Origin of the sequence: Bradyrhizobium sp. 17, assembly GCF_023073515.1 — a bacterium.
Classification (GTDB): Bacteria; Pseudomonadota; Alphaproteobacteria; order Rhizobiales; family Xanthobacteraceae; genus Bradyrhizobium; species Bradyrhizobium canariense_D.
In genome coordinates this window covers 74227-99779 of record NZ_JADPJQ010000066.1, presented here as the reverse complement: position 1 = coordinate 99779, position 25553 = coordinate 74227, and the positions used below count along the sequence as shown (strand labels likewise).

General features: G+C 63.9%; 23 protein-coding genes. 17 read left to right on the top strand and 6 right to left on the bottom strand.

Annotated features, from left to right (window positions below; translation table 11 throughout):
- Positions 1 to 54: 54 nt before the first annotated feature.
- From IVB13_RS11665 to IVB13_RS11655, 3 genes are all read left to right on the top strand, one after another.
- Positions 55 to 468, top strand: coding sequence for a helix-turn-helix transcriptional regulator (locus IVB13_RS11665; RefSeq protein ID WP_007598327.1), 414 nt, complete (start codon positions 55 to 57; stop codon positions 466 to 468).
- A gap of 85 nt (positions 469 to 553) precedes the next feature.
- Positions 554 to 1711, top strand: a complete 1158-nt coding sequence (locus tag IVB13_RS11660; RefSeq protein ID WP_026233029.1) for a M20 family metallopeptidase — start codon at positions 554 to 556, stop codon at positions 1709 to 1711.
- Entirely contained in the window at positions 1708 to 2418 is a 711-nt protein-coding gene (locus IVB13_RS11655) for a tRNA (guanine(46)-N(7))-methyltransferase TrmB (RefSeq protein ID WP_018455802.1), read from the top strand. Before IVB13_RS11660 ends, IVB13_RS11655 begins: the two co-directional genes overlap by 4 nt.
- On the opposite strand, the gene IVB13_RS11650 is transcribed toward IVB13_RS11655, so the two are convergent.
- Positions 2415 to 3497, bottom strand: a complete 1083-nt coding sequence (locus IVB13_RS11650; RefSeq protein WP_018455801.1) for a DUF2336 domain-containing protein — start codon at positions 3495 to 3497, stop codon at positions 2415 to 2417. The two genes, IVB13_RS11655 and IVB13_RS11650, sit on opposite strands and share 4 nt — an antisense overlap.
- Positions 3498 to 3861: 364 nt before the next feature.
- Here IVB13_RS11650 and rimP point away from each other — a divergent pair, with 364 nt between their 5' ends.
- From rimP to pnp, 8 genes are all read left to right on the top strand, one after another.
- Complete coding sequence (rimP, locus tag IVB13_RS11645) at positions 3862 to 4641, top strand: ribosome maturation factor RimP (protein ID WP_018455800.1); 780 nt, start codon at positions 3862 to 3864, stop codon at positions 4639 to 4641.
- Between the two features lie 2 nt (positions 4642 to 4643).
- Positions 4644 to 6254, top strand: coding sequence for a transcription termination factor NusA (nusA, locus tag IVB13_RS11640; RefSeq protein ID WP_007603900.1), 1611 nt, complete (start codon positions 4644 to 4646; stop codon positions 6252 to 6254).
- A gap of 22 nt (positions 6255 to 6276) precedes the next feature.
- A complete protein-coding gene (locus tag IVB13_RS11635) occupies positions 6277 to 6960 on the top strand; it encodes an RNA-binding protein (RefSeq protein WP_018455799.1) in 684 nt (227 codons plus the stop codon).
- A 70-nt stretch (positions 6961 to 7030) separates the two neighbouring features.
- Positions 7031 to 9733, top strand: a complete 2703-nt coding sequence (gene infB / locus IVB13_RS11630; protein ID WP_018455798.1) for a translation initiation factor IF-2 — start codon at positions 7031 to 7033, stop codon at positions 9731 to 9733.
- 156 nt (positions 9734 to 9889) lie between these two features.
- On the top strand, positions 9890 to 10321 hold the full coding sequence (rbfA, locus tag IVB13_RS11625; protein ID WP_026233028.1) for a 30S ribosome-binding factor RbfA: 432 nt from the start codon (positions 9890 to 9892) through the stop codon (positions 10319 to 10321).
- The gene (gene truB / locus IVB13_RS11620; protein ID WP_018455796.1) at positions 10318 to 11436 is read left to right on the top strand and encodes a tRNA pseudouridine(55) synthase TruB; all 1119 of its coding nucleotides are present in this window, start codon (positions 10318 to 10320) and stop codon (positions 11434 to 11436) included. The genes rbfA and truB overlap by 4 nt, the downstream gene beginning before the upstream one ends.
- 2 nt (positions 11437 to 11438) lie before the next feature.
- Complete coding sequence (gene rpsO / locus IVB13_RS11615; protein WP_007598346.1) at positions 11439 to 11708, top strand: 30S ribosomal protein S15; 270 nt, start codon at positions 11439 to 11441, stop codon at positions 11706 to 11708.
- 376 nt (positions 11709 to 12084) lie between these two features.
- A complete protein-coding gene (pnp, locus tag IVB13_RS11610) occupies positions 12085 to 14238 on the top strand; it encodes a polyribonucleotide nucleotidyltransferase (protein WP_018455795.1) in 2154 nt (717 codons plus the stop codon).
- Between the two features lie 76 nt (positions 14239 to 14314).
- Here pnp and katG read toward each other — a convergent pair whose 3' ends face one another.
- Positions 14315 to 16483, bottom strand: coding sequence for a catalase/peroxidase HPI (katG, locus tag IVB13_RS11605; protein WP_026233027.1), 2169 nt, complete (start codon positions 16481 to 16483; stop codon positions 14315 to 14317).
- Positions 16484 to 16597: 114 nt separating this feature from the next.
- Here katG and IVB13_RS11600 point away from each other — a divergent pair, with 114 nt between their 5' ends.
- The 4 genes from IVB13_RS11600 (at position 16598) to IVB13_RS11585 (ending at position 19885) form a co-directional block, all read left to right on the top strand.
- The gene (locus IVB13_RS11600; protein ID WP_018455793.1) at positions 16598 to 17524 is read left to right on the top strand and encodes a hydrogen peroxide-inducible genes activator; all 927 of its coding nucleotides are present in this window, start codon (positions 16598 to 16600) and stop codon (positions 17522 to 17524) included.
- A gap of 7 nt (positions 17525 to 17531) precedes the next feature.
- A complete protein-coding gene (locus IVB13_RS11595; protein WP_247488940.1) occupies positions 17532 to 17996 on the top strand; it encodes a GNAT family N-acetyltransferase in 465 nt (154 codons plus the stop codon).
- Positions 17969 to 18925, top strand: a complete 957-nt coding sequence (locus IVB13_RS11590) for a hypothetical protein (protein ID WP_231189580.1) — start codon at positions 17969 to 17971, stop codon at positions 18923 to 18925. The genes IVB13_RS11595 and IVB13_RS11590 overlap by 28 nt, the downstream gene beginning before the upstream one ends.
- 72 nt (positions 18926 to 18997) lie before the next feature.
- Positions 18998 to 19885 carry a hypothetical protein gene (locus tag IVB13_RS11585; protein WP_240550533.1) on the top strand — a complete coding sequence of 296 codons (888 nt, stop codon included), beginning with the start codon at positions 18998 to 19000 and terminating at the stop codon, positions 19883 to 19885.
- 88 nt (positions 19886 to 19973) lie between these two features.
- On the opposite strand, the gene fabI is transcribed toward IVB13_RS11585, so the two are convergent.
- The 3 genes from fabI to fabA form a co-directional block, all read right to left on the bottom strand.
- Positions 19974 to 20774 (bottom strand): enoyl-ACP reductase FabI, encoded by an 801-nt coding sequence (fabI, locus tag IVB13_RS11580; RefSeq protein WP_026233026.1) that lies wholly within the window; start codon positions 20772 to 20774, stop codon positions 19974 to 19976.
- Positions 20775 to 20929: 155 nt separating this feature from the next.
- A complete protein-coding gene (gene fabB / locus IVB13_RS11575) occupies positions 20930 to 22153 on the bottom strand; it encodes a beta-ketoacyl-ACP synthase I (RefSeq protein WP_026233025.1) in 1224 nt (407 codons plus the stop codon).
- 39 nt (positions 22154 to 22192) lie between these two features.
- A complete protein-coding gene (gene fabA, locus IVB13_RS11570; protein WP_007603915.1) occupies positions 22193 to 22714 on the bottom strand; it encodes a bifunctional 3-hydroxydecanoyl-ACP dehydratase/trans-2-decenoyl-ACP isomerase in 522 nt (173 codons plus the stop codon).
- 355 nt (positions 22715 to 23069) lie between these two features.
- On the opposite strand from fabA, the gene irrA reads away from it, so the two are divergent.
- Complete coding sequence (gene irrA / locus IVB13_RS11565; protein WP_018455787.1) at positions 23070 to 23561, top strand: iron response transcriptional regulator IrrA; 492 nt, start codon at positions 23070 to 23072, stop codon at positions 23559 to 23561.
- 133 nt (positions 23562 to 23694) lie between these two features.
- Here irrA and IVB13_RS11560 read toward each other — a convergent pair whose 3' ends face one another.
- Positions 23695 to 24225 carry an SH3 domain-containing protein gene (locus IVB13_RS11560; protein ID WP_026233024.1) on the bottom strand — a complete coding sequence of 177 codons (531 nt, stop codon included), beginning with the start codon at positions 24223 to 24225 and terminating at the stop codon, positions 23695 to 23697.
- A 326-nt stretch (positions 24226 to 24551) separates the two neighbouring features.
- Here IVB13_RS11560 and IVB13_RS11555 point away from each other — a divergent pair, with 326 nt between their 5' ends.
- Positions 24552 to 25553 (top strand): D-glycerate dehydrogenase, encoded by a 1002-nt coding sequence (locus IVB13_RS11555; RefSeq protein WP_018455785.1) that lies wholly within the window; start codon positions 24552 to 24554, stop codon positions 25551 to 25553.

Genomic DNA, 25553 nt, shown 5'->3' with positions numbered 1-25553 from the left:
TACACCTCAGGCATTCCTGATTGCGCCGAAGGTGATGTTTGGAGGGCTGAGGAAATGTCGAAAGCGCCCAACCCTGTTGACAAATATGTCGGCAGTCGCGTGCGGATGCGCCGCATCATGTTGGGCATGAGCCAGGAAAAGCTCGGTGAAGCTTTGGGCCTGACTTTCCAACAAGTTCAGAAATACGAGAAGGGCACAAACCGGGTCGGCGCGAGCCGCATCCAGCAAATTGCCGAAATTCTCCAGGTGCCGGTGTCCTTCCTGTTCGAGGGCGGTCCGAGCGGCGTGGCGGGGCCGGACGGCTTCGCAGAAGGCGCATCGCCGTCTTACGTCTCGGATTTCCTCGCGACTTCCGAAGGACTCGCTTTGACCAAGGCGTTCACCCGAATCACCGATTCGAAGATGCGCCGCTCGATCGTCGATCTCGTCGAGCAGATTGCGGCCCGCGAAGGCCCCGACAAGCGCTGACGCGCCATCTCAATCCGATTTGAGACTGCGTCAAATCTGGCCTATGTCGTCATTTGTGGCCGCGCTTTGATGCGCGTCCTCCTTGATGATGCGATTCAAAGGCACAGATGCGCCCATGGCCAGCTCCAATTGGTTCGATTCTCAAACTATTCTCGATGGCATCCGCCGCTGGGTGGAGGTCGAGACGCCAACGGACACGCCTGAACAGGTCAACAAGCTCGTCTCGATGGTCGCGGAGCAATACCGCGATCTCCCTGTTACGCTCGAGCGCATCGCCGGTGTCGATGGTTGCGGCGATCATCTCGTGGCGCGCTCGACCTGGGGCCAGGACCGGCCGGGCATCCTGGTGCTGAGCCACCTCGATACCGTTCACCCCATGGGATTCATCGAGCGCCTGCCGTTCAAGGTCGAAGGCGACAGCGCGTTCGGTCCCGGCATCTACGACATGAAGGGCGGCGCCTACATCGCCCACCACGCCTTTCGCGCGCTTTGCGCCACGGCCGATCGCCGGCCGCTCGGCATCACCCATCTGTTCACTTCGGACGAGGAGATCGGCAGCCCCACCTCTCGCGCACTCATCGAGACCGAAGGGCGCAAGGCGAAGTACGTGCTGGTGACGGAGCCGGCGCGCGAGGGCGGCAAGATCGTCACCGGTCGCAAGGGCGTCGGGCGATTCGAAGTGTTCATCAAGGGCGTGCCCGCGCATGCCGGCACGCGGCCCCAGGATGGCCGCAGCGCGATCCGCGAGCTTGCCAACGTCATCCTGGCGCTGGAGGCGATGAACGATCTGGCGCGCGGCGTCACCGTCAATGTCGGCGTGGTGCGCGGCGGCACGCGGCCCAACGTGACGCCGGAAGAAGCCTATGCTGAAATCGATCTGCGCGTGCCGAGCTTCAAGGACGCGGATGAATTCGTCGGCAAGATCCTCGCTTTGACATCGAAGACAGATGGCGTCACCGTCAAGGTCACGGGCGGGCTCAATCGTCCGCCTTACGAGAAGAGCAATGCAGGCGCTTCGCTGTACGAACATGCAAAGACGGTTGCCACGGAGATCGGCTTCGATCTGGTGGACGTTCACACCGGCGGCGGCTCGGACGGCAATTTCACCGCCGCCCACACCGCGACGCTCGACGGGCTCGGCGTCGACGGCAAGGGCGCGCACACCCATTATGAGCAGCTCTATGTCTCGTCGCTCGCACCGCGCGCGCGGCTGCTCCACCGCCTCTACCAGACGCTACGATGAGTGAGCGCAAATCAGATCCGGATCGCGAGGACAGCGAGCGCGCCTTCTTCGGACGCCGCAAGGGCCACAAGCTCAGGCAGCACCAGGCCGAGCTGATCGATCATCTGCTGCCGCGTCTTGCGCTCGCCATCGACCGCGCAGCACCGGCGGATGCCCGCGAGATCTTCGCCCCCGCAGCCGACGATTTGCGGCTCGAGATCGGCTTCGGCGGCGGCGAGCATCTTGCGGCGGAAGCGCAGACCTTCGCCACAACCGGCTTCATTGGCTGCGAGCCTTACGTCAACGGCATGGCGAAGATCCTCGCGCAGATCGAGGCCGCCGAGATCGGCAACATCCGCCTGTTCGCAGGCGATGCCGCCGAGCTCCTGGCCTGGCTGCCGGAAGCTTCGCTGTCGCGGATTGACCTGATCCATCCCGATCCCTGGCCGAAACGGCGGCACTGGAAGCGGCGCTTCGTCCAGGACCGGACCATCGCCGCGATGGCGCGCGTGCTGAAAGCCGGCGCCGAATTTCGTTTCGTCTGCGACATCGACGATTACTGCGCCTGGACGCTGTCGCATCTGTCGCGCTCGCAGGACTTTGTCTGGCTCGCGGAGCGCGCCGATGATTTTCGCCTGCCGTGGGCCGGATACACGATGACGCGCTACGGCCGAAAGGCCACGCGCGAGGGGCGCAAGGCGGCGTATCTGCGGTTCAGGCGGGTCTAGATCGTCTGCCGGTTGCGCCAGAAATTCACGACGCGCTCGGCGGTCGTCGGCATCAAGCGCGTGAAATTCGCGCGCGCCTGCTCAAGATCGGCATCGGCTGGCGTGCGATTCGGGCCGTGCCACATCAGGATCAGCGCCCGCACCGTCGGCCAGCTGACATTCAGCACACGCCCCAGAACCAGGATTGGATCGTAGCGGTCGCCCGTGATCAGGCGGTCGAGGACCGAGAGGCGGACTCCGGACATCGCCGAGAGCGAAGCGATCGCCTCCTCGTATTTGTAGGCCTTCGCGAAGCCAAACAGCGCGCTCTCGCCAAGATGGCCCCCGCGATGCAAGGCCAGCACCGTACGTTGCGCTCCCGAGAAATCGCGACGCGGGCCCGGCGGCAGCGTGGCTTCCTCGATGGCCGCCATGGCGCGCGTGATCTCGACCTGGCGCACGGGATTGACCACGCTCGAGAGGCGACGGCGGATGACGTCGAGCGTACCGTCGAGAAGCTGTTTCAGGTTCTCACCCGAAAGATCGCTGCGCTGGCCGATCCTGAGCGTCAGCACGCCATCCTGCGCGGCACGCTTGATCAGCTCCGAATAGCTGCCAAGCGAGAACACCGCGCCGGCATTGCCCGCGGCGCGGCGCACCACGTCGCGATCGCCGCGCTCGACCAGCACGTCGGTGATGACAGCCGACAGCGTGGGGCGTTCGCTCATCGCCAGCAGATGTCCCTGGCCCTTCAGTCGCGCGATTTCGACGAGAGCGGCGTCGTCGAGCACGGGCGAATGGCGCAGCACGGGGCCCGCCACCGCGATTTCGTTTTCGCGCGCGAGCTCGCTCACGAGACGCCGCGGCGCGTTGTTCAGGCGCGAGAAGCGTTCGGCGAGATCGACGCGCGAGGCGAGCTCGGCATGCGGGACGAGATCGATCAGCAGATTGTCGAAGAGATCGATGACATCGGGACGGAGGTTCTCGGCGTCCTGAAAGAACAGTTGGGAAATGGCATGCGCGATCTCGCCGCGACGCCGCGGGTCGCCGCGTTTGACGATATCGTCCAGTCCGGGAATGAGCGACGTGGCAACGGTCATGAAAACGCAAACTCGTAGGGGGCACGCCGCGGGTACGCCCTGGTCCAAGCCGCCCCACAATCAGGGAATCTAGGCCTTGGAGGTGAAGGAAGCGTTGCGCCAGCGGGCCGCACAGCGGGCGCAAAAAGCCTCGCGCGCCGTGCAATGGGCCTTGTCCGAGAGGGCGGAAAGGGCTATATCACCGGCAATTCATCTTCTCATACGATCCGCGTAGTGAGAGTGGGCCCGAAAGGACCCGCTCTTTTTTATTACCTGAACGCGGCCTGGTGGAAGATGTGCGGCCCGCCGATCTGTCGGGAGAGTTCCGAAGCGGGCTTGAAAGCTTAACCAAGCCTTAACCATACCGAGCGCCTTGACCTCTGACATGACCGAACCGAACCCTGGTTCCACGGATGCCGAATTGCTGGCCGAGCCGAGGCTCGTGGTCGAGCCGGGCGTCGCGGCGCGGGTGTCCGCGGTCGCGGGGCCGGTGCTCGAAGGCATGGGCTACCGCCTGGTGCGGATCCGCATTTCCGGGGAATCCGGCTGCACCGTGCAGGTTATGGCAGAGCGGCCGGACGGCTCGATGCAGATCGAGGATTGCGAGGCGATCTCGCGGGCACTGTCGCCCGTGCTCGACGTCGCCGATCCCGTCGATCGCGCCTATCGGCTGGAAATCTCCTCACCGGGGATCGACCGCCCGCTGGTGCGCCGCTCCGATTTCGAGCGTTATGCCGGCCATCTGGTGAAGGTCGAAATGGCTGTCGCCCATGAGGGGCGGAAGCGGTTCCGCGGCACGATCGGCCCCGTCGAAGGCGACCGCGTGCATCTGCATCGCGACGACATCAAGGCGGGCGAGGCTGCCGACGTTCTCCTGACGATGGAAGACATCGCCGAGGCACGGCTGGTGCTGACGGACGAGCTGATCGCGGAATCCATGCGCCGCGGCAAGGCCCAGGCCCGCGAAATGCGCCGCAATCTCGGCCTCGAGCCGCCGGCGGCGCCGCACGCCAGCATCAGCGAAAAAACGACCAAGAACACCAAGCCGACTAAGAAACCGACGCCGGCCGCGACGAAGAAGCCGGCTCCGACCAATACCAAGAAACATCGCCTGGCCGCCGAACGCGCGCGACGGGGCGAAATCGATCCTGACGAAGGAGACTAGCCATGGCAGTCAGCGCCAATCGACTTGAATTGCTTCAGATCGCCGACGCCGTTGCGCGCGAGAAATCGATCGACCGCGGCATCGTCATCGCGGCGATGGAGGATGCCATCGCCAAGGCGGCGCGGGCCCGCTACGGCAGCGAGACCGACGTTCACGCCGAGATCGACCCGAAGAAGGGCGAGCTGCGGCTGTCGCGCCACATGCTGGTGGTCGAGACGGTCGAAAACCATTCCAACCAGATTTCGCTGGTGGATGCGCAGCGCGCCAATCCCGGTGCCCAGGTCGGCGACACCATCGCCGACACCCTGCCGCCGCTGGAATATGGCCGCATCGCCGCGCAATCCGCCAAGCAGGTGATCGTGCAAAAGGTGCGCGAAGCCGAGCGCGACCGGCAATATATGGAATTCAAGGACCGCATCGGCGACATCGTCAACGGCGTCGTCAAGCGCGTCGAATATGGCAGTGTGATCGTCGATCTCGGCCGCGGCGAGGCCATCATCCGCCGCGACGAGATGCTGCCGCGCGAAGTGTTCCGCAACGGCGACCGCGTCCGCGCCTACATCTTCGATGTCCGCCGCGAGACCCGCGGGCCGCAGATCTTCCTCTCCCGCACCCATCCGCAGTTCATGGCAAAGCTGTTCGCGCAGGAAGTGCCCGAGATCTATGACGGCATCGTCGAGATCAAGGCGGTCGCCCGCGATCCCGGCTCGCGCGCAAAAATCGGCGTGATTTCTCGTGATTCCTCGGTCGATCCGGTCGGCGCCTGCGTCGGTATGCGCGGTTCGCGCGTGCAGGCGGTGGTGAACGAATTGCAGGGCGAGAAGATCGACATCATCCCCTGGTCGCCCGACATCGCGACCTTCGTGGTCAACGCGCTGGCGCCGGCCGAAGTCTCCAAGGTCGTCATCGACGAAGACCGCGAGCGCATCGAGGTCGTCGTGCCCGACACCAACAACCAGCTCTCGCTGGCGATCGGCCGCCGCGGCCAGAATGTGCGTCTGGCCTCGCAGCTCACCGGCTGGGACATCGACATCCTGACCGAGCAGGAGGAATCGGAGCGCCGCCAGGCCGACTTCGAGAACTCCACCCGCGTCTTCATGGAATCGCTCAATGTCGACGAAGTGGTCGGCCAGTTGCTGGCGTCCGAAGGCTTCACGTCGGTCGAGGAACTCGCGATGGTGGACGTCAAGGAACTCGCCGGCATCGAAGGTTTCGACGAGGAGACCGCGCAGGAACTCCAGAACCGCGCCCGGGAATATCTCGAACAGCTGGAAGCCGAGCTCGAGGCCAGGCGCAAGGAACTCGGCGTCGAGGACGCCGTGAAGGACGTGCCCGGCGTCACCTCGAAGATGCTGGTGAAGTTCGGCGAGAACGACATCAAGACGGTCGACGACCTCGCCGGTTGCGCCACGGACGATCTGGTCGGCTGGACCGAGCGCAAGGAAGGCGGCGAGCAGACCAAATATCCGGGCGCGCTCGATGGCCTGGAGATCTCCCGTGACGATGCTGAAGCGATGATCATGCAGGCCCGCGTCAAGGCCGGATGGATCACCGAGGCCGATCTCGCCAAGCCTGCTGAAGAGGCCGAGGCGACCGAAGATCAGCCGGCTTAGGGCGAAGGAGGATGTCACCCGGATGCTCGCCGATACTGACCCCGAACTCGACCATGGACCGCGGACCGAAAGGTCCGCGACCGTGCGGATGTGTGCGGTCAGCCGCGAGGTCCGGCCGATCGACGAGCTGATCCGCTTCGTCGTCTCGCCGCAAGGGCACATAGTTCCCGATCTCAAGCGCAAGCTGCCCGGACGCGGCATGTGGGTCACCGCCTCGCGCGAGGTGGTTGCGGAAGCCGTTCGGCGTCACCATTTTACGAAAGCCTTCAAGCGCGAGCTGCGCATCCCTCAGACGTTTCCCGCCGACCTCGAGGCGCTCCTGGTCCGGAGCGTGGTCGAAGCCCTTGGGATTGCGGCCAAGGCGCGCCAGATCGTCGCCGGTTTCGGCAAGGTCGAAAGCGCGCTTCGGGAGGGTACGGTCGAGGTCCTGATCCATGCCAGCGACGGGGCCGCGGACGGAATCCGCAAATTGGACATGCTGGCGCGTCAAAATGAGGGAAATCGCGGCGCCAAGCCGGAGATTCCCGTCGTCACTGCACTAAAATCGACAGAATTGGATTTGGCACTTACCCGGTCAAATGTGATACATGCTGCCCTGCTCGCGGGCCCGGCGAGCAAGTCATTCCTGTCACGTAGCCAGATGCTGGTCCGATACCGGATGGCGGACGCTGACAGGACTGCCGAAAAGCCCGGCCAGGATTTCTGAGAGACAACGACCACCCGATAGCACGGTGCGGCAACGCACAAGACAACAAGATCAGGATTAGGACTGCTTAATGGTTGATACCAAGACCCCTGGCGACAAGAAGCTGAGCGTTCCGAGCAAGACGCTATCGCTCAAGCCGCGCGTCGAAACGGGCACCGTGCGCCAGAGCTTCAGTCATGGCCGTAGCAAGCAGGTCGTGGTCGAGAAGCGTGGCAAGCGCCGTGTCGACGGCAGCCCTGAACCGCAGGTGGCCGAAGTGGCGAAGCCCGCGCCGGCCGCCGCGCCCAAGCCTGCCCCGGCACGCCCCGCGCCGCCGCGCAACGCCGGCTCCGGCGTGGTGCTGCGCACGCTGACCGAGGACGAACGTTCCGCCCGCGCCAGCGCGCTGGCCGATGCCAAGGTGCGCGAAGTCGAAGAGCGCCGCCATGCCGAGGAAGAGGCCCAGCGCCGCGCGGTCCGCGAAAGCGCCGAGCGTGCTGATCGTGAGGCCGCCGAAGCCCGCCGCAAGGCCGAGGAGGAGCGTCACCGTCACGAGGAGGAAGCCAAGCGGAAGGCCGAAACCGAGGCCAAGAAGCGTTTTGGCGAAGGCGAGCAGCCGCAATCTGTGGCGCGCCCTGCAACGGGGACCTCGGCCGCTCCTGCAGCGCGGCCCGGAGCGCCGATGGCGCGACCCGGCACAACCACCACGGCACGCCCGGGAACAACGACCGCGCGACCCGGAACGACCACGCAGCGGCCGGGAGGCCCGGTGGGCCGCGCCCCCGCCGTCGCAGCCGGACCGGACGAGGACGACGGTCCGCGCCAGATCCGTCGCGGCCCCGGCGGCGCTGCGCGGCCTGTGGTCGCTCCCAAGCCCACCCACAAGCCCGGCCCGCAGAAGGAGCGCGGCCGCCTGACGGTCGTCACCGCCTTCAATGCCGACGACGTCCGCGAGCGCTCGATCGCCTCGTTCCGCCGCCGCACCCAGCGCCTGAAGGGCCATGCCGCGAACGAGCCGAAGGAAAAGCTCATCCGCGAGGTGGTCATTCCGGAAGCGATCACCATCCAGGAGCTCGCCAACCGCATGTCGGAGCGCGCGGTGGAAATCATCCGCATGCTGATGAAGCAGGGCGCGATCCACAAGATCACCGACGTGATCGATGCCGACACTGCGCAGCTGATCGCCGAGGAGCTTGGTCACACCGTCAAGCGCGTTGCCGCGTCCGACGTTGAAGAAGGCCTGTTCGACGCCATCGACGATTCGACCGACACCGAGCCGCGCTCGCCGGTGGTGACGGTGATGGGTCACGTCGACCACGGCAAGACCTCGCTGCTCGATGCGCTTCGTCATGCCAACGTGGTCTCCGGCGAAGCCGGCGGCATCACCCAGCATATCGGCGCCTATCAGGTGCTGTCGCCCGAAAGCGGCAAGAAGATCACCTTCATCGACACGCCCGGCCACGCCGCGTTCACCGCGATGCGCGCGCGCGGCGCCAAGGTGACCGACATCGTCGTGCTGGTGGTTGCGGCCGACGACGGCGTGATGCCGCAGACGATCGAAGCCATCAACCACGCCAAGGCGGCGCGGGTGCCGATCATTGTTGCCATCAACAAGATCGACAAGCCCGACGCCAAGCCCGAGCGCGTGCGCACCGAGCTGCTCCAGCACGAGGTGCAGGTCGAATCCTTCGGCGGCGAAGTCGTCGATGTCGAAGTGTCGGCGAAGAACAAGACGAATCTCGACAAGCTGCTCGAGATGATCGCGCTCCAGGCCGACATCCTCGACCTCAAGACCAATTCGGATCGTCCGGCCGAAGGCACCGTGATCGAAGCCAAGCTCGATCGTGGCCGCGGTCCGGTCGCGACCGTTCTGGTCCAGCGCGGCACGCTCCGTGTCGGTGACATCATCGTCGCCGGCGCCGAAATGGGCCGCGTCCGCGCGCTGATCTCGGATCAGGGCGAGACGGTGCAGGAGGCAGGTCCATCCGTGCCGGTCGAGGTGCTCGGCTTCAACGGTCCGCCGGAAGCCGGCGATCGTCTCGCCGTGGTCGAGAACGAAGCCCGCGCCCGCCAGGTCACCAGCTACCGCGCGCACCAGAAGCGCGAGAACGCGGCTGCCTCGATCTCCGGCATGCGCGGCTCGCTCGAGCAGATGATGTCGCAGTTGAAGACGGCGGGCCGCAAGGAATTCCCGCTGATCATCAAGGCCGACGTGCAGGGCTCGCTGGAAGCGATCCTCGGCTCGCTGGAGAAGCTCGGCACCGACGAAGTCGCCGCGCGCATCCTGCATGCGGGTGTCGGCGGCATCTCGGAATCGGACGTGACGCTCGCGGAGGGCTTCAACGCCGCGATCATCGGCTTCTCGGTTCGTGCGAACAAGGAGGCCGCTGCGGCCGCCAAGCGCAACGGCATCGAGATCCGCTACTACAACATCATCTACGACCTCGTGGACGACGTGAAGAAGGCCATGAGCGGCCTGCTCGCGCCGACCCTGCGGGAAACCATGCTCGGCAATGCCGCGATCCTGGAGATCTTCAACATCTCCAAGGTCGGCAAGGTCGCCGGCTGCCGCGTCACCGACGGCACCGTGGAACGCGGCGCCAACGTGCGCCTGATCCGCGACAACGTCGTCGTGCACGAAGGCAAGCTGTCGACGCTGAAGCGCTTCAAGGACGAAGTGAAGGAAGTCCAGTCCGGTCAGGAATGCGGCATGGCCTTCGAGAACTATCACGACATGCGCGCCGGTGACGTCATCGAGTGTTACCGCGTGGAGACGATCCAGCGCTCCCTGTAAGTCCAAATCTTACCGAAGCGCCTGGATCTTTTTTGAACTGAATTGCGGGAGTACGATGGCCGGATTTTTTCCGGCCATCCACCCCTCTTCGTTTCAGCAAGACAAATGACAATGCCCGTGTCCCAAAAGCGGGCATGACGAGGTGATTTTCAGACCATGCCCCGCCATCATCAAAAAAAGAGTTCCGCGTCTGGCGGCTCGCAACGTCAGTTGCGGGTCGGCGAGCAGGTTCGCCATGCGATAGCCGAGATTCTGGCGCAAGGCAGCGTGCATGATGCTGACCTCGAAGGTCACATCATCACCGTGCCGGAGGTGCGGATGTCGCCCGACCTGAAGCTCGCAACAGTCTACGTGATGCCGCTCGGTGGCCGCGACACCGAGATCGTCCTCGCTGCGCTCGAGCGCAACAAGAAATTCCTGCGCGGCGAGGTCGCGCGGCGCGTTAACTTGAAATTTGCACCTGACCTTCGCTTCCGCGTCGACGAACGATTCGACGAAGCGGAACGGATCGAGAAGCTTTTGCGAACACCCGCGGTGCAGAAGGACCTGGAACAGGATCCGGATACGGATCGGGAAGAAGAACGATGACGATGGACCCGGCTCACGGCACGATCGGCGGCGAAGAGGCCGATCAGCTCGACGTGCAGAAGAATAATTTTGCGGACATGAGCGGCAATTCTCAGCCCGCTCAAGAGCCGCGCCGCGTCAACAACGATCCGCGCGCCAACAAGCAGAAGGGCAACCAGCCGCGCCGCGACCGTCGCGACGTCCACGGCTGGGTCGTGCTCGACAAGCCGATCGGCATGACCTCGACGCAGGCCGTTGCCGTGCTCAAGCGCCTGTTCAACGCCAAACGCGCCGGCCATGCCGGCACGCTAGATCCGCTGGCCTCCGGCGGCCTGCCGATCGCGCTCGGCGAGGCCACCAAGACCGTCCCCTTCGTCATGGACGGCCGCAAGCGCTACCGGTTCACGGTGTGCTGGGGCGAGGAGCGCGACACCGACGACATCGAGGGCCGGGCGACCGCAACCTCGGACCAGCGCCCGACTCGGGAGGCCATCGAGGCCCTGCTGCCCCGTTTCACCGGGGTGATCCAGCAGATCCCGCCGCGCTATTCCGCGATCAAGGTCCAGGGCGAGCGCGCCTACGACCTCGCCCGCGACGGCGAGATCGTGGAACTGGCCTCGCGCCCGGTCGAGATTCACCGATTAAGCCTTGTAGATCAACCGGATAGCGACCGGGCCGTGTTCGAGGCCGAGTGCGGCAAGGGCACCTATGTCCGCGCGCTGGCCCGCGATATGGGCCGGATTCTCGGCACTTACGGCCATATCTGCGCACTGCGGCGGACCCTGGTCGGCCCATTTGGCGAGAACGACATGATTCCGCTGGATCAGCTGGAGGCTTTGTGCGATAGAGCCGCGTCCGGCGAGGGTAGCCTCGCCGACGCGCTTATGCCCGTTGAGACCGCGCTGGACGACATCCCGGCACTGGCCGTCACTCGGGCTGATGCGGCAAGGCTCCATCGGGGCCAGGCCGTTTTGTTGCGCGGACGGGATGCGCCCACTTGTAGCGGCACAGTCTATGTCACGGTGGCAGGCCGGCTTCTCGCGCTTGCCGAAGTCGGCAATGGCGAAATCATCCCCAAGCGTGTGTTCAACCTGACCGGCCTGACTGCCAGCGCCGATCGCAACGAGAGAAATTGACGATGTCGATTGCCGCAGAACGCAAAGCGGAAGTCATCAAGACGAATGCCAACAAGGCCGGCGATACCGGCTCGCCAGAGGTTCAGGTCGCGATCCTGTCGGAACGCATCGCCAACCTCACCAACCATTTCAAGACCCACGTGAAGGACAATCATTCGCGTCGCGGTCTCTTGAAGCTGGTCTCGACCCGCCGCTCGCTCCTCGACTATGTGAAGAAGAAGGACGAGGCGCGCTACAAGGCGCTGCTCGAGAAGCACAACATTCGTCGTTAAGAGTTCTTGCGCGCGCCAACCGGCGCGCGTTTTCGCGCGTGATTTCGAACGAAAGCGTTTGTTTAAAGGTTTTTCGTCGAGGCTGCGTGCGCGTCGGATGCGAGCCGTTGACGGCGAGCATCCGGGCATGATGGGCGAACACCGCGCTTCGGTGTTCGCGTTCGTGCCGACTGACAGTCCAGCAGCAATCCGGCGGCTGGGCACAACGGGCAAGGCGCCCGTATGACCCGAAGGGATGGACGCCATCCGAAATCCAAAAACCATGGCAGGATCGCAGGACGCTGATCGCCCGCTTCGATCAACGTCCCGCAATCTTGCGCATGGTTTTTGTTTTTCGACCCGTCCTTCTTTCGAGAACCCATGAAAGAAGACCTCTATGTTCAATAAGCATTCAGTCGAGATCGACTGGGGTGGACGCCCTCTCAAGCTTGAAACCGGCAAGATCGCCCGCCAGGCCGACGGCGCCGTCGTCGCGACCTACGGCGAGACCGTGGTGCTCGCCACCGTCGTTGCCGCGAAGTCACCGCGTGAAGGCGTCGACTTCCTGCCACTGACCGTCGACTACCAGGAGAAGACCTACGCAGCCGGCCGCATTCCCGGTGGCTATTTCAAGCGCGAGGGTCGTCCGACCGAGAAGGAAACGCTGGTCTCCCGCCTGATCGACCGTCCGATCCGTCCGCTGTTCGTCGACGGCTGGCGCAACGAGACCCAGGTGATCGTGACCGTGCTCTCGCACGATATGGAGAACGATCCCGATATCGTCGCGCTGGTGGCCTCATCGGCTGCGCTGACCCTGTCGGGCGCTCCCTTCAAGGGCCCGATCGGCGCCGCGCGCGTCGGCTTCGCCAATGACGAGTTCATCCTCAACCCGACGCTCGACGAGATGGTCGACACTCAGCTCGACCTCGTCGTCGCCGGCACTGCGGACGCCGTGCTGATGGTGGAATCGGAAGCCAAGGAGCTGAACGAAGAGATCATGCTCGGCGCCGTGATGTTCGGTCACCGCCACTTCCAGCCGGTGATCAACGCGATCATCGAGCTCGCCGAAAAGGCCGCGAAGGAGCCGCGCGAGGTCACCGCGATCGACAATTCGGCGCTCGAAAAGGAAATGCTCGGCATGGTCGAGCAGGAACTGCGCGCCGCCTACGCCATTCCGGTCAAGCAGGATCGCTACGCCGCGGTCGGCAAGGTCAAGGAAAAGGTGATCGCGCACTACTTCCCGGAAGGCCAAGAGCCGAAATACGACAAGCTGCGCATCGGCGGCGTGTTCAAGGAGCTCGAAGCCAAGATCGTTCGCTGGAACATTCTCGACACCGGCAAGCGCATCGACGGCCGCGATTCCAAGACCGTGCGCAACATCGTCGCCGAAGTCGGCGTGCTGCCCCGCGCCCACGGTTCGGCGCTGTTCACCCGCGGCGAGACCCAGGCGCTGGTCGTGACCACGCTCGGCACCGGCGAGGACGAGCAGTACATCGACGCGCTGTCGGGAACGTACAAAGAGACGTTCCTGCTGCACTACAATTTCCCTCCCTACTCGGTCGGTGAGACCGGCCGCCTCGGCGGTACCAAGCGCCGCGAGATCGGCCACGGCAAGCTCGCCTGGCGTGCGATCCACCCGGTGCTGCCGCCGCACCACGAATTCCCCTACACCACGCGCGTGGTGTCGGAGATCACCGAATCCAACGGCTCCTCGTCGATGGCATCGGTCTGCGGCGCCTCGCTCGCGCTGATGGACGCCGGCGTGCCGTTGAAGCGGCCGACCGCGGGCATCGCAATGGGCCTGATCCTCGAAGACAAGCGCTTCGCGGTTCTCTCGGACATCCTCGGTGACGAGGACCATCTCGGCGACATGGACTTCAAGGTCGCCGGTACCGAGCAGGGCATCACCTCGCTCCAGATGGACATCAAGATCGAGGGCATCACCGAGGAGATCATGAAGGTCGCGCTCGGTCAGGCTAAGGATGGGCGTATCTACATCCTCGGCGAGATGTCGAAGGCGCTCACCAACGCCCGCGCCGAGCTCGGCGAATACGCGCCGCGCATCGAGACCTTCAAGATCGCCACCGACAAGATCCGCGAAGTGATCGGCACCGGCGGCAAGGTGATCCGCGAGATCGTCGAGAAGACCGGCGCCAAGGTCAACATCGAGGACGACGGCACCGTGAAGGTCGCCTCCAGCGACGGCGAGGCGATGAAGGCCGCGATCAAGTGGATCAAGTCGATCGCCTCCGATCCGGAAGTCGGCCAGATCTATGACGGCACCGTCGTCAAGGTGATGGAGTTCGGCGCTTTCGTGAACTTCTTCGGCTCCAAGGACGGCCTTGTCCACATCAGCCAGCTCGCCTCGGCGCGAGTGCAGAAGACCTCCGACGTCGTCAAGGAAGGCGACAAGGTCAAGGTCAAGCTGCTCGGCTTCGACGACCGCGGCAAGACCCGCCTGTCGATGAAGGTGGTCGACCAGGAGACCGGCGAAGACCTCGAGGGCAAGGGCGAGAGCCAGCAGCCCGCGCGCGAAGCGGCCGGCGAGTAAATCTCGCTACCTGCCAGAAACACGAAGGGCGGCCTCGCGGCCGCCCTTTTTGTTTGTCGCTTGCCGAACTTTGGAATCAGGCCGCGATGTCGTAGCGATCGAGGTTCATCACCTTGGTCCAGGCCTTGGCGAAGTCCTTGACGAACTGCTCTTTGGAATCCGACGTGGCATAGACCTCTGCGTAGGCGCGAAGCTGCGAGTGTGCGCCGAAGATCAGGTCGACGCGCGTGCCGGTCCACTTGACCGCGTTGGTCTTGCGGTCGCGGGCCTCATAGGTGCCGTCGGTGCCGGCCGGCGTCCACTGCGTGCTCATGTCGAGCAGGTTGACGAAGAAGTCGTTGCTCAGCGTTCCCACCTTCGAGGTGAGGACGCCGTTCTTCGAACCGTTCGCATTGGCACCGAGCACGCGCAGACCGCCGACGAGCACCGTCATCTCCGGGCCGGTAAGCCGGAGCAGCTGCGCACGATCGACCAGAGCCTCCTCGGGCATCATGAACTGCTGCCGCTTGCCGATGAAGTTGCGGAAGCCATCGGCCCGCGGCTCCAGCGGAGCAAACGAAGCGGCGTCGGTCTGCTCCTGCGAGGCATCCATGCGGCCCGGCGTGAAGCCGACCTTGACGTCGACGCCGGCATCCTTGGCGGCCTTCTCGACCGCGGCGGTGCCGCCGAGCACGATGAGGTCCGCCAGCGAGACCTTCTTCGCACCGGATGACGCGTTGAAGTCCTTCTGGATCGCTTCGAGCTTGCCCAGGACCTTCGAGAGCTGAGCCGGCTCGTTCACTTCCCAATCCTTCTGCGGGGCGAGGCGGATACGCGCGCCGTTGGCGCCGCCGCGCTTGTCCGAGCCGCGGAACGTCGAGGCCGACGCCCAGGCGGTCGAGACCAGCTCCGAGACCGACAGACCCGAGGCCAGGATCTTGGTCTTCAGCGAGGCGATATCCTGCTCGCTGGCCAGCTCGTGATTCACAGCAGGGATCGGATCCTGCCAGATCAGGGTTTCCTTCGGCACCAGCGGACCGAGATAGCGCACCACCGGACCCATGTCGCGATGGGTGAGCTTGAACCAGGCACGGGCGAAGGCGTCCGCGAACTGATCGGGATTCTCGAGGAAGCGGCGCGAGATCTTCTCATAGGCCGGATCCATACGCAGCGAGAGGTCGGTCGTCAGCATCGTCGGCCGATGCTTCTTGGACTTGTCGAAGGCATCGGGAATGATCGCCTCGGCGCCCTTGGCCGTCCACTGCTGCGCACCGCCCGGGCTCTTAGTCAGCTCCCATTCGTACTTGAACAGGTTCTCGAAGAAGTTGTTGCTCCACTTCGTCGGCGTCGTGGTCCAGGTCACCTCGAGACCGCTGGTGATGGAATCGCCGCCAATGCCCGACGCGTGCTTGCTCTTCCAGCCGAGGCCCTGATCTTCGAGCGCGCCCGCTTCCGGCTCCGGTCCGACCAGCGACGGATCGCCGGCGCCGTGGGTCTTGCCGAAGGTGTGGCCGCCGGCGATCAGTGCGACGGTTTCCTCGTCGTTCATCGCCATGCGGAAAAAGGTCTCGCGAATGTCCTTGGCCGCGGCGATCGGATCCGGCTTGCCGTTCGGGCCTTCCGGATTGACGTAGATGAGGCCCATCTGCACCGCGCCGAGCGGCTCGGCGAGCTGGCGTTCGCCGCTGTAGCGCTCATCGCCCAGCCAGGTGCCTTCCGGACCCCAATAGAGCTCTTCCGGCTCCCAGACGTCGACGCGGCCGCCGGCAAAGCCAAAGGTCTTGAAGCCCATCGACTCCAGCGCGACGTTGCCCGCCAGCACCATCAGATCGGCCCAGGAAATCTTGCGGCCGTATTTCTGCTTGATCGGCCAGAGCAGACGGCGTGCCTTGTCGAGATTTGCGTTATCGGGCCAGCTGTTGAGCGGCGCGAAACGCTGCTGTCCGGCGCCGGCGCCACCGCGACCGTCGGTGGTGCGGTAGGTGCCCGCGCTGTGCCAGGCCATGCGGATCATGAGGCCGCCGTAGTGACCGAAGTCGGCGGGCCACCATTCCTGCGATTCCGTCATCAGAGCGGTCAGGTCCTTGATGACCGCGTTCAGGTCGAGCGACTTGAATTCCTTGGCGTAGTCGAAGTCCTTGTCCATCGGGTCGGACTTGGCGGAATTCTTGTGCAGCATCTCGATGCTGAGCTGGGTCGGCCACCAATCGCGGTTCGCCGGCACACGTTTTCCACCCGAAAACGGGCACTTTGAAGTGTCGTCCATGAATACCTCCTCTGGTGGCGTCGAACTCGCGCCTTTGACCAGGTAGAAACACTCTAAGCTTCACGTTCGATCAGGGGAAGTTGACTTTAATGATCGCAGCGATAAGATTTTCTGATGCTAAACCTCACGCTGCGCCAGCTCCGGTATTTCGACGCCCTGGCCCGTCACAGTCATTTCGGCCGCGCGGCTGAGTCCTGCTCGATCTCGCAGCCTGCCCTGTCGATGCAGATCAAGGAGCTGGAGGAGGCGCTCGGCGGTCTGCTGCTGGAGCGCAGCGCCCGGCAGGTGGCGCTGACCCGATTTGGCGAGGAGCTCGCGCAGCGCGTCCGCGACATCTTGCGCTCGGTCGACGAGCTCGGCGATTTCGCCCGCGCCTCGCAGGACCGGTTCTCCGGACGGCTGCGCATCGGCATGATTCCGACGATCGCGCCCTATCTGCTGCCGACGATCACCAAGAATCTGACGCGCATGCATCCGGAGCTCGACATCCGCGTGCGCGAGACGATGACGCCGCGGCTGATTCAGGAACTGGTGGAGGGTCGGCTCGATACCGCCATCGTGGCGCTGCCGGTGTCCGAGCCCTCGCTCACCGAGGTCGCCCTGTTCGAGGAAAAATTCCTGCTGGTGCGGCCGAGTGCGGATGAGGGAACGCCGGCACCGTCGCGGGAGATGATGCGCGAGATGCGGCTGCTGTTGCTCGAAGAGGGGCACTGCTTCCGCGATCAGGCGCTGTCATTCTGCAACATGCAATCGGCGCCGCCACGCGAGATGCTGGATGCCAATTCGCTGTCGACGCTGGTCCAGATGGTCAGCGCCGGCATCGGCGTCACGTTGATCCCCGAGATGGCGGTGTCAGTTGAGACGCGATCGGCCTCGGTCTCGCTCGCGCGCTTCCGCGACCCGCAGCCGTCGCGCACCATCGGCATGGTCTGGCGCAAGACCAGCCCGCTGGCGCGGCAACTCCTGCAAATCTCCGAGGTGGTGTGCCTGTCGGCGGGCAAGGTGCGCGCACGTCCATCCGTGCGCAGCAAGCCAACCTGAGGCCTCGATGTCGCATCCCATCATTCGCCCAGCCCGCGCGGACGAATACGACGAGATCGGCCGTATCTGGATGGAGAGCTGGGTCTCGACCGGCCTCGGCGAGACGAGCGACTTCCTGCTGGCAAACCTGCGTGCACGGATCCGGCGCGAGACCGAGGACGGCTGGAGCCTGTTCGTCGCCGACGACGACGGCACGATCGCCGCGATGCTGGCGCTGCATTTGCCAAAACTCTATCTCGACATGCTGTTCGTCGCGCCCGCCTATCAGGGCCAATCGCTCGGCCGCCAATTGCTTGGCTTCACGCGCACACAAATGCCCGACGAGATGTCTCTGCGCTGCATCCGCGAGAACGAAAGAGCCTGGCGCTGGTACGAGCGCGAGGGCTTTGTGTTCGAGAAAGAAGAGGTCGAGCCGTCGAACGGATTCATGATGAAGTATTATCGGTGGCGGCGGCAGCGACCCGCCGGATAGGCAGTGGTCGCCTGGTGCAGCTTGCGGTTGTCACGGTTCCAATTTACTGTGGCGTATCCGCCGTCCTCCTGCCCCCTGATCTCCCGGAATCGATGCTTCGAATTGCTGTCTCGCTGATCGCGTTGCTGTCCCTGCTCACCACGGCAGCCGCGCAAACCCCTCCCGCAACCACCGCGCCTCCCGCTCAGACGGCGGCGCCAGCCAAGAAGGCAGTCAAGAAGGCGGCGCCGAAGGCCAAACCGGCTGCACAACAGCCAGTTGCGGCGGAGAGCGGCCCCTGTCAGATCGGCGTCATTTCCGCGATCGGAGACCAGTTCTCGGTGCAACATGTCGGCCTCACGATGTTCGGCAACGAGTATATGGAGGCGCCGATCGAGACGTGGGGTATCGATGATCTGTTCGTCGCGAGGGTTCGCGCCACGGCTCCCGGCACGGCTGTCCGAAAGGTCGCTTACGCAAGCGGAGCCTTCAGGCCGTACTATCATCCGGAAGCGAAACTGTTCCGCAATGACCGCGACGACCTGACGGCGCTGGTGCGGCAGATCGCCGGAGCTGCAAATTGCGAACGCTACGTCGTAGCCACGAAAGCCCGCGTTTCGGTGGATGGCACCAATCAATCAATCGAGGGCCTCGGGGTCTACAAGAATTGGGCGAGCCCTTCCGGGCGCGGCGTCGTGGTTTCCTATTTCCGCATAAACGTTTTTGACGGACGGACTTTCGACATCCATCGGGCGCCTACCCGCAGCTTCGGCGATGTGATTGCTTCGAGTTTCTCCAACAAGAACGACAATATGCAAATCCTCAACAATCTCGAATTTCCCAAGACCCCTGAACAGGTGACCAGCAGTGCATTGCTGCGTGACAGCACACGCAGCCTGCTCACGGCCCAGCTGGACAGGTATCTACCCGCGTATATCAAGGGCGAGTAAGCGCCTTTGCCGAGGGGACGCGACAAAGACTATCGCTCGTCCGCTTCCTGCGGCTGGGCTGCATTTGACGTTTTGGCCCGGCTCGTCGTCCTTGCGGCCGTCGCGTGGTGCTTTTCGACATCTGCTTGGGCGCAGACCAAATTGGTACCACCAGGGGCGGAAACGGCAGGATCAGCCGTCAAGCAAAGCAACAACAAGACGACCACGCGGCGTGAAGCGACGGGCAAACCCGCTCCCGTGGTCGGCGGCCCGTGCGACTTCGGTGTCGTCGTCACCACCGGCGATGAGTTCACCGTGCTGACGACCGGCCTGACCGTATTTCAGCACAAGAAGACGGTCGTCCCGATCCCGGGCTGGGGACTCAATGATCTGATCTTCGCGCGGATTCGCGCCACGATCCCTGCCGGCGTGTCCGTTCTGAGAATCCCCTACAACCCGGCGAAATTTCCTCCCCGCGATGAGTCCAAGGACACATTGAAGGACAGGTTGTTCCGCGATCTCAATGCGGAGCTGGCCCAATACATGCGCGACGTCGTGAAAGGAACGAATTGCCGGCACTACATCCAGATCCTCAATTCAATCAGCCCTTTCGGGTCATCCAACTATACGGTCCGCGGCTTCGGCATCCTCAACCATGATGTGGTGCTCGGGCGTCGCATCTATCTCTACGCCCTGGCGTTTGTCCGCATCTTCGATGGGCGCGACTTCTCCGTTGTCAGACAGAGTTCTGCGCTGATCAACACGCATCATTCCCTTATGGTGCAGAGGCTCCTGGGCGTGCAAATCGGCGGCCCCTATCGCGAACTACCCGCAGAATCGTTTCCAACCCGCCCTGAAGATGCCGCCGACAATCCCGCACTGCGCGACGACGTGCGTGCCATGCTGACGGAAAGCCTCGACAAGACGCTGCCGCTGCTGATCGGGGTTCAACGAGCGGCGCGCAACAGCGACGCGCGCTGATCGACACGTCCTTCGCAGCAGGAACTGGTCTCGATTATTGAGAAATCGTGGGCACGTCGCTTGCGCGCCTTTGCCCACTCTACGAGAGCTAATCCTGCGCCTTCAAATCGTCCGGCCGCGGCATCAGGACGGTGTTGTAGCCGGAATCGACATAGTGGATCTCGCCGGTCACGCCGCCGGAGAGATCCGACAACAGATACAGCGCCGAGCCGCCGAGCTCGTCGAGCGTCACGCCCCGGCGGAGCGGCGAATGTTTTTGCATGAAGGCGAACATCGCGCGCGCCTCGCCGATGCCGGAGCCGGCGAGCGTGCGGATCGGGCCGGCGGAGATCGCGTTGACGCGGATGCCGCGCGGTCCGAAATCCGAGGCGAGATAGCGCACCGAGGCTTCCAGCGCCGCCTTGGCCACGCCCATCACGTTGTAGTTCGGCATCGCGCGTTCCGAGGCGCCGAAGGTCAGCGTGATCATGCTGCCGCCCTCCGTCATCAGCTCGGCGGCGCGTTTTGCCACTTCCGTGAAGGAGAAGCAGGAGATCACCATGGTGCGCGAAAAATTCTCGCGGCTGGTGTCGGCGTAGCGACCCTTGAGCTCGTTCTTGTCGGCGAAGCCGATCGCGTGGATCACGAAATCCAGCCGGCCCCACTTTTCGCGCAAGGCCGTGAATGTGGCGTCGACGCTGGCGATGTCCTCGACGTCGCAGGGCAGCACCATGTCGACGCCAAGCTGCTCCGCCAGCGGCTTAACACGCTTGCCCAGCGCCTCGCCCTGGAAGGTGAAGGCAAGCTCGGCGCCGTGGGCATGCAGCGTCTTCGCCATGCCCCAGGCGATCGAATGATCATTGGCGATGCCCATGATCAGACCGCGCTTGCCTTTCATTAAACCTTCCATTGCCTGATAGCTCCCATTATTCCGGCGTCATCGCCCGCCTTGCGCGCACTTGCGCACTGGGGCAGGCGATCCAGTATTTCGAGGCGATTACTGCAAATCGAGAAGTTGCGGCGTGCTGGATGCCCGCCTTCGCGGGGCATGACAGCGTGCCAAAATTACGCATCCAGCCGGCTGAACACCAGCGTGGCGTTGGTGCCGCCGAAGCCGAAGGAGTTCGACAGCACGGTGCCGATTTTGACGTTGTCGATGCGCTTGCGCACGATCGGCATGTCGGCGAACACGGGGTCGAGCTCCTGGATGTGGGCGCTCTCGCAGATGAAACCATTGTTCATCATCAGCAGCGAATAGATCGCTTCCTGCACGCCGGTTGCGCCCAGGGAGTGACCGGTCAGCGCCTTGGTCGCCGAGATCGGCGGGCACTTCTCGCCGCTTCCGAACACCCTGCGGAGTGCGTCGATCTCCGGCGGATCGCCGGCCGGGGTCGATGTCGCGTGCGGATTGATGTAGTCGACCTTGGTCTTCACGGTCGACATCGCCATGCGCATGCAGCGCTCGGCGCCCTCACCTGATGGTGCGACCATGTCGTAGCCGTCGGACGTCGCGCCATAGCCGACGATCTCGCCGTAAATGCGTGCGCCCCGCGCCTTGGCATGCTCGAGCTCTTCCAGCACCAGCACGCCGGCTCCGCCGGCAATCACGAAGCCGTCGCGGTTGACGTCGTAGGGACGGGAGGCCGTCGCAGGCGTGTCGTTGTACTTCGAGGACATCGCGCCCATGGCGTCGAACAGCACCGACAGCGACCAGTCCAGCTCCTCGCAGCCGCCGGCGAAGATGACGTCCTGCTTGCCGATCTGGATCGTTTCATAGGCATTGCCGACGCAATGGTTCGACGTCGCGCAGGCCGACGAGATAGAATAGTTCACGCCCTTGATCTTGAACCAGGTCGCAAGCGTTGCGGAGGCCGTGGAGGACATCGCCTTCGGCACTGCAAACGGCCCGACACGCTTCGGTCCCTTGGTGCGGGTGATGTCGGCGGCTTCGACGATGGTGCGCGCCGACGGACCGCCGGAGCCCATGATGATGCCGGTGCGAATATTGGAAATTTCGTCGGGCGAAAGACCGGAATCCTGGATCGCCTGTTCCATCGCGACGTGATTCCACGCCGCGCCCTGACCGAGGAAACGCATGGCGCGGCGGTCGACCACCGTCGAAGGATCGAGCGTCGGCGCACCCTGCACCTGGGAGCGGAAGCCGAGCTCGGCATATTTTTCAGCCCGCGAAATGCCCGACTTCGCCTCGTGAAGGCTCGCAAGCACCTCCTGGGTGTTGTTTCCGATGGAGGAGACAATGCCCATCCCGGTGACCACAACCCGCCTCATGACAGCCTCGCCTCAATCGTTGTCTTCGTGGTGATGCGCTCAGCCCAGGCTCGTGCCCTGCTTGAACAGGCCGACCTTCAAATCCTTTGCGCGATAGATAATCTGGTCATCCACCGAAAGCCATCCGTCGGCGATACCGAGCACCAGCTTTGAACGCATCACGCGCTTGATATCGATGTTGTACACAACCTTGCGGGCCTCCGGCAGCACCTGGCCGCTGAACTTCAGCTCGTTCAGGCCAAGCGCGCGACCGCGACCTTCACCGCCGCTCCAGCCCAGATAAAAGCCGACCATTTGCCACAGCGCATCGAGCCCGAGGCAGCCGGGCATCACCGGATCGTTCTTGAAGTGGCAGCCGAAGAACCAGAGGTCGGGCTTCACGTCGAGCTCGGCGCGCACCACCCCCTTGCCGAATTCGCCGCCGGTCTCGCTGATGTCCGTGATGCGGTCGAACATCAGCATCGGCGGCAGCGGCAATTGCGCATTGCCAGGGCCGAACATCTCGCCGCGGGCACATGCCAGCAGATCTTCATATTCGTAACCGTTGCGCCTGTTCAGCATGCGGAAGCCTTTGTGTTCAAACCCCGATTGAGCGGCGTTTCCGGCGAAAATGGGCCCCATCCTGTTCGAAAGGCGACATCTGTTGCCATTGTCAGACGAGAATACCGAAGGACCCTGGATGGATAGCGAGCGGCCCTCAATGCCGGGTCGCGCCAAAATGGGTTAAGCGGAACCGCGGGCTCTCTAACACAGGCCATTTCGGGTAGCAAAGCGCTCTCATGAAGGTAAAATGACGGGCCGCCACCCCGGTTCCCTGCCTGATTAGAACCGCTCTAGTTGCGAGAAACTTGCATCTGCATCTATCTCTCCATATATGTTGGGCAACGACAGTGTTCACGCGTGCCCGAAGCTGGAAATGAACGAAAATAACGCGCCCCATCGCGACGAAGAGGCCCATGCGGCGGCTCTTATGTCCGGCCGCCAGCCGGCGTTGACCGGCTGCCCGTGGCACGACGTCAACGAAATGCTCCAGTCCGCAGGGCTTCGCCCCACGCGCCAGCGCATGGCGCTCGGCTGGCTCCTGTTCGGCAAGGGTGCACGTCACCTCACGGCTGAAATGCTTTACGAGGAAGCGACGCTGGCCAAGGTGCCGGTCTCGCTGGCGACCGTCTACAACACGCTGAACCAGCTCACCGATGCCGGTCTGCTGCGTCAGGTCAGCGTCGACGGCACCAAGACCTATTTCGACACCAACGTCACGACCCACCATCACTACTACCTCGAGAACAGCCATGAGCTGGTCGACATCGAGGATCCGCATCTGGCGCTGTCCAAGATGCCTGAGGTGCCCGCGGGTTACGAGATCGCCCGCATCGACATGGTCGTACGGTTGCGCAAGAAGCGCTGAGATCTATCCTGAACTGCTGATTTGATCGTCATGGCCGGGCTTGTCCCGGCTATCCACGTTATTCGGTCAGGCGTCGAAAAATGCGTGGATGCCCGGGCATGACGGTGGAGCAACAGTTCCGCTCCCGCCCAGATCAATTCACCTGCTCGTCCGAGTAGACGCCCCAGAGGCGCTCCTGCTGGATCCAGCCGTCAAAGCCGTTACCGCTGACGCGGCACCAGTTTGCAGTGCACTTCTTCACCTGGGTGACGACACCGGCCTGGAGCCTGGCCGCAACCGCGCTCTCGGGATCGGCGCGGTCGTAGATCGGCGCGAGCTCGTCCTTGTGCTTCATGGTGACGACAGCAGTACGGCGGCCCGACAGCAGCGAGTGATAGACCCAACCCTCGGCGCCCTCGGAATCGCGGACCCGGCGCCAGTTCTCGAACTCGGCGGTGATTTCGACCGGCAGGCCGGAACGGGTGTAGACCCAGGCGACGTCGTTGTCCTTGGTCGGGCCGGCGCGGACGTTGACGTGATCCGATTTCAGGCTGACGTAGCGCGGCACCGGGAGGCCTGAGGCCGTCTGAGGGGTGTTGTCCTTTGCCGAATGCCCGGGACTGACCGAAGCGCTCAACCAGGTGCAAACGAGCGCCATCACCGAACAAAAACGCCCCAACGCCATCAACCCGTCTCCTGTCGAAGGTCCGGCCGAGCCGGTCCCTCGCCCTAAATTCCCAAACCAGGCCGCTGTCGCCCCTGACCCCGCCCCACGCGGGTGTTCCCGAGCCCTTTACCCGTGGTTCTTGTCTTGGCCCGGCCTTCTGCTAGAGAGGACGGACATCTGAACAACCGGTTTGTCCCGATTTTCCGGCCGGAAATGTCGGGAGAGCTTGAAGGAAACGCCGGGGACGACACGGCAAGCGCAGTGTCGAACAACCGGGTTAATGAGGCCTCAACGGCCGGCCTTTGGCGACAGAGGCGGCTCGCAACGCCTCATGAGGGCAGGACATGTCGGTGAAGAAAAAGCCCCTCGTCGTGGTGACGCGCAAGCTTCCGGATTCGATCGAGACCCGGATGCGCGAGCTGTTCGACGCGCGGATCAATCTCGACGACACGCCGATGTCGCCCGAGCAGATCGCGGAAGCCGCCCGTACCGCCGACGTGCTGGTCCCAACCGTGACCGACCACATCTCCGCCGACATCGTCAACCAGCCCGACTGCAGGTTGAAACTGATCGCGAATTTCGGCAACGGCGTCGACAACATCGATGTCGAGGCCGCGCATGCCCGCGGCATCACCGTCACCAACACGCCGAAAGTTCTGACCGAAGACACCGCCGACATGACCATGGCGCTGATCCTCGCCGTGCCCAGGCGGATGATCGAAGGCGCCTCGATCCTGACGGAAGGAAAACCCTGGCCGGGCTGGTCGCCGACCTGGATGCTCGGCCATCGCATCGGCGGAAAGCGCCTTGGCATCATCGGCATGGGCCGCATCGGCCAGGCGGTCGCACGCCGCGCCCGCGCCTTCGGCTTGCAGATCCACTACCACAATCGTCGGCCGGTGGCGCCGAAGATCGCCGAAGAGCTGGGCGCGACCTATTGGGAAAGCCTCGACCAGATGCTGGCACGGATGGACATCATCTCGGTGAACTGTCCGCACACGCCGGCGACCTACCATCTGCTGTCGGCGCGCCGGCTGAAGCTTATTCGCAAGGACGCCTACATCGTCAACACCGCGCGCGGCGGGGTCACCGACGAGGACACGCTGATCAAGCTGATCGAAGGCGGCGAGATCGGCGGCGCCGGCCTCGATGTCTATGAGCACGAGCCCGCGGTGAACCCGAAGCTGGTGCGGCTCGCCAAGGCCGGCAAGGTGACGTTGCTGCCGCATATGGGCTCGGCCACGATCGAGGGCCGCGTCGAGATGGGCGAGAAGGTGATCATCAACATCCGAACCTTCCTCGATGCGCACAAGCCGCCGGATCGCGTGCTGCCGAGCATGCTGTGA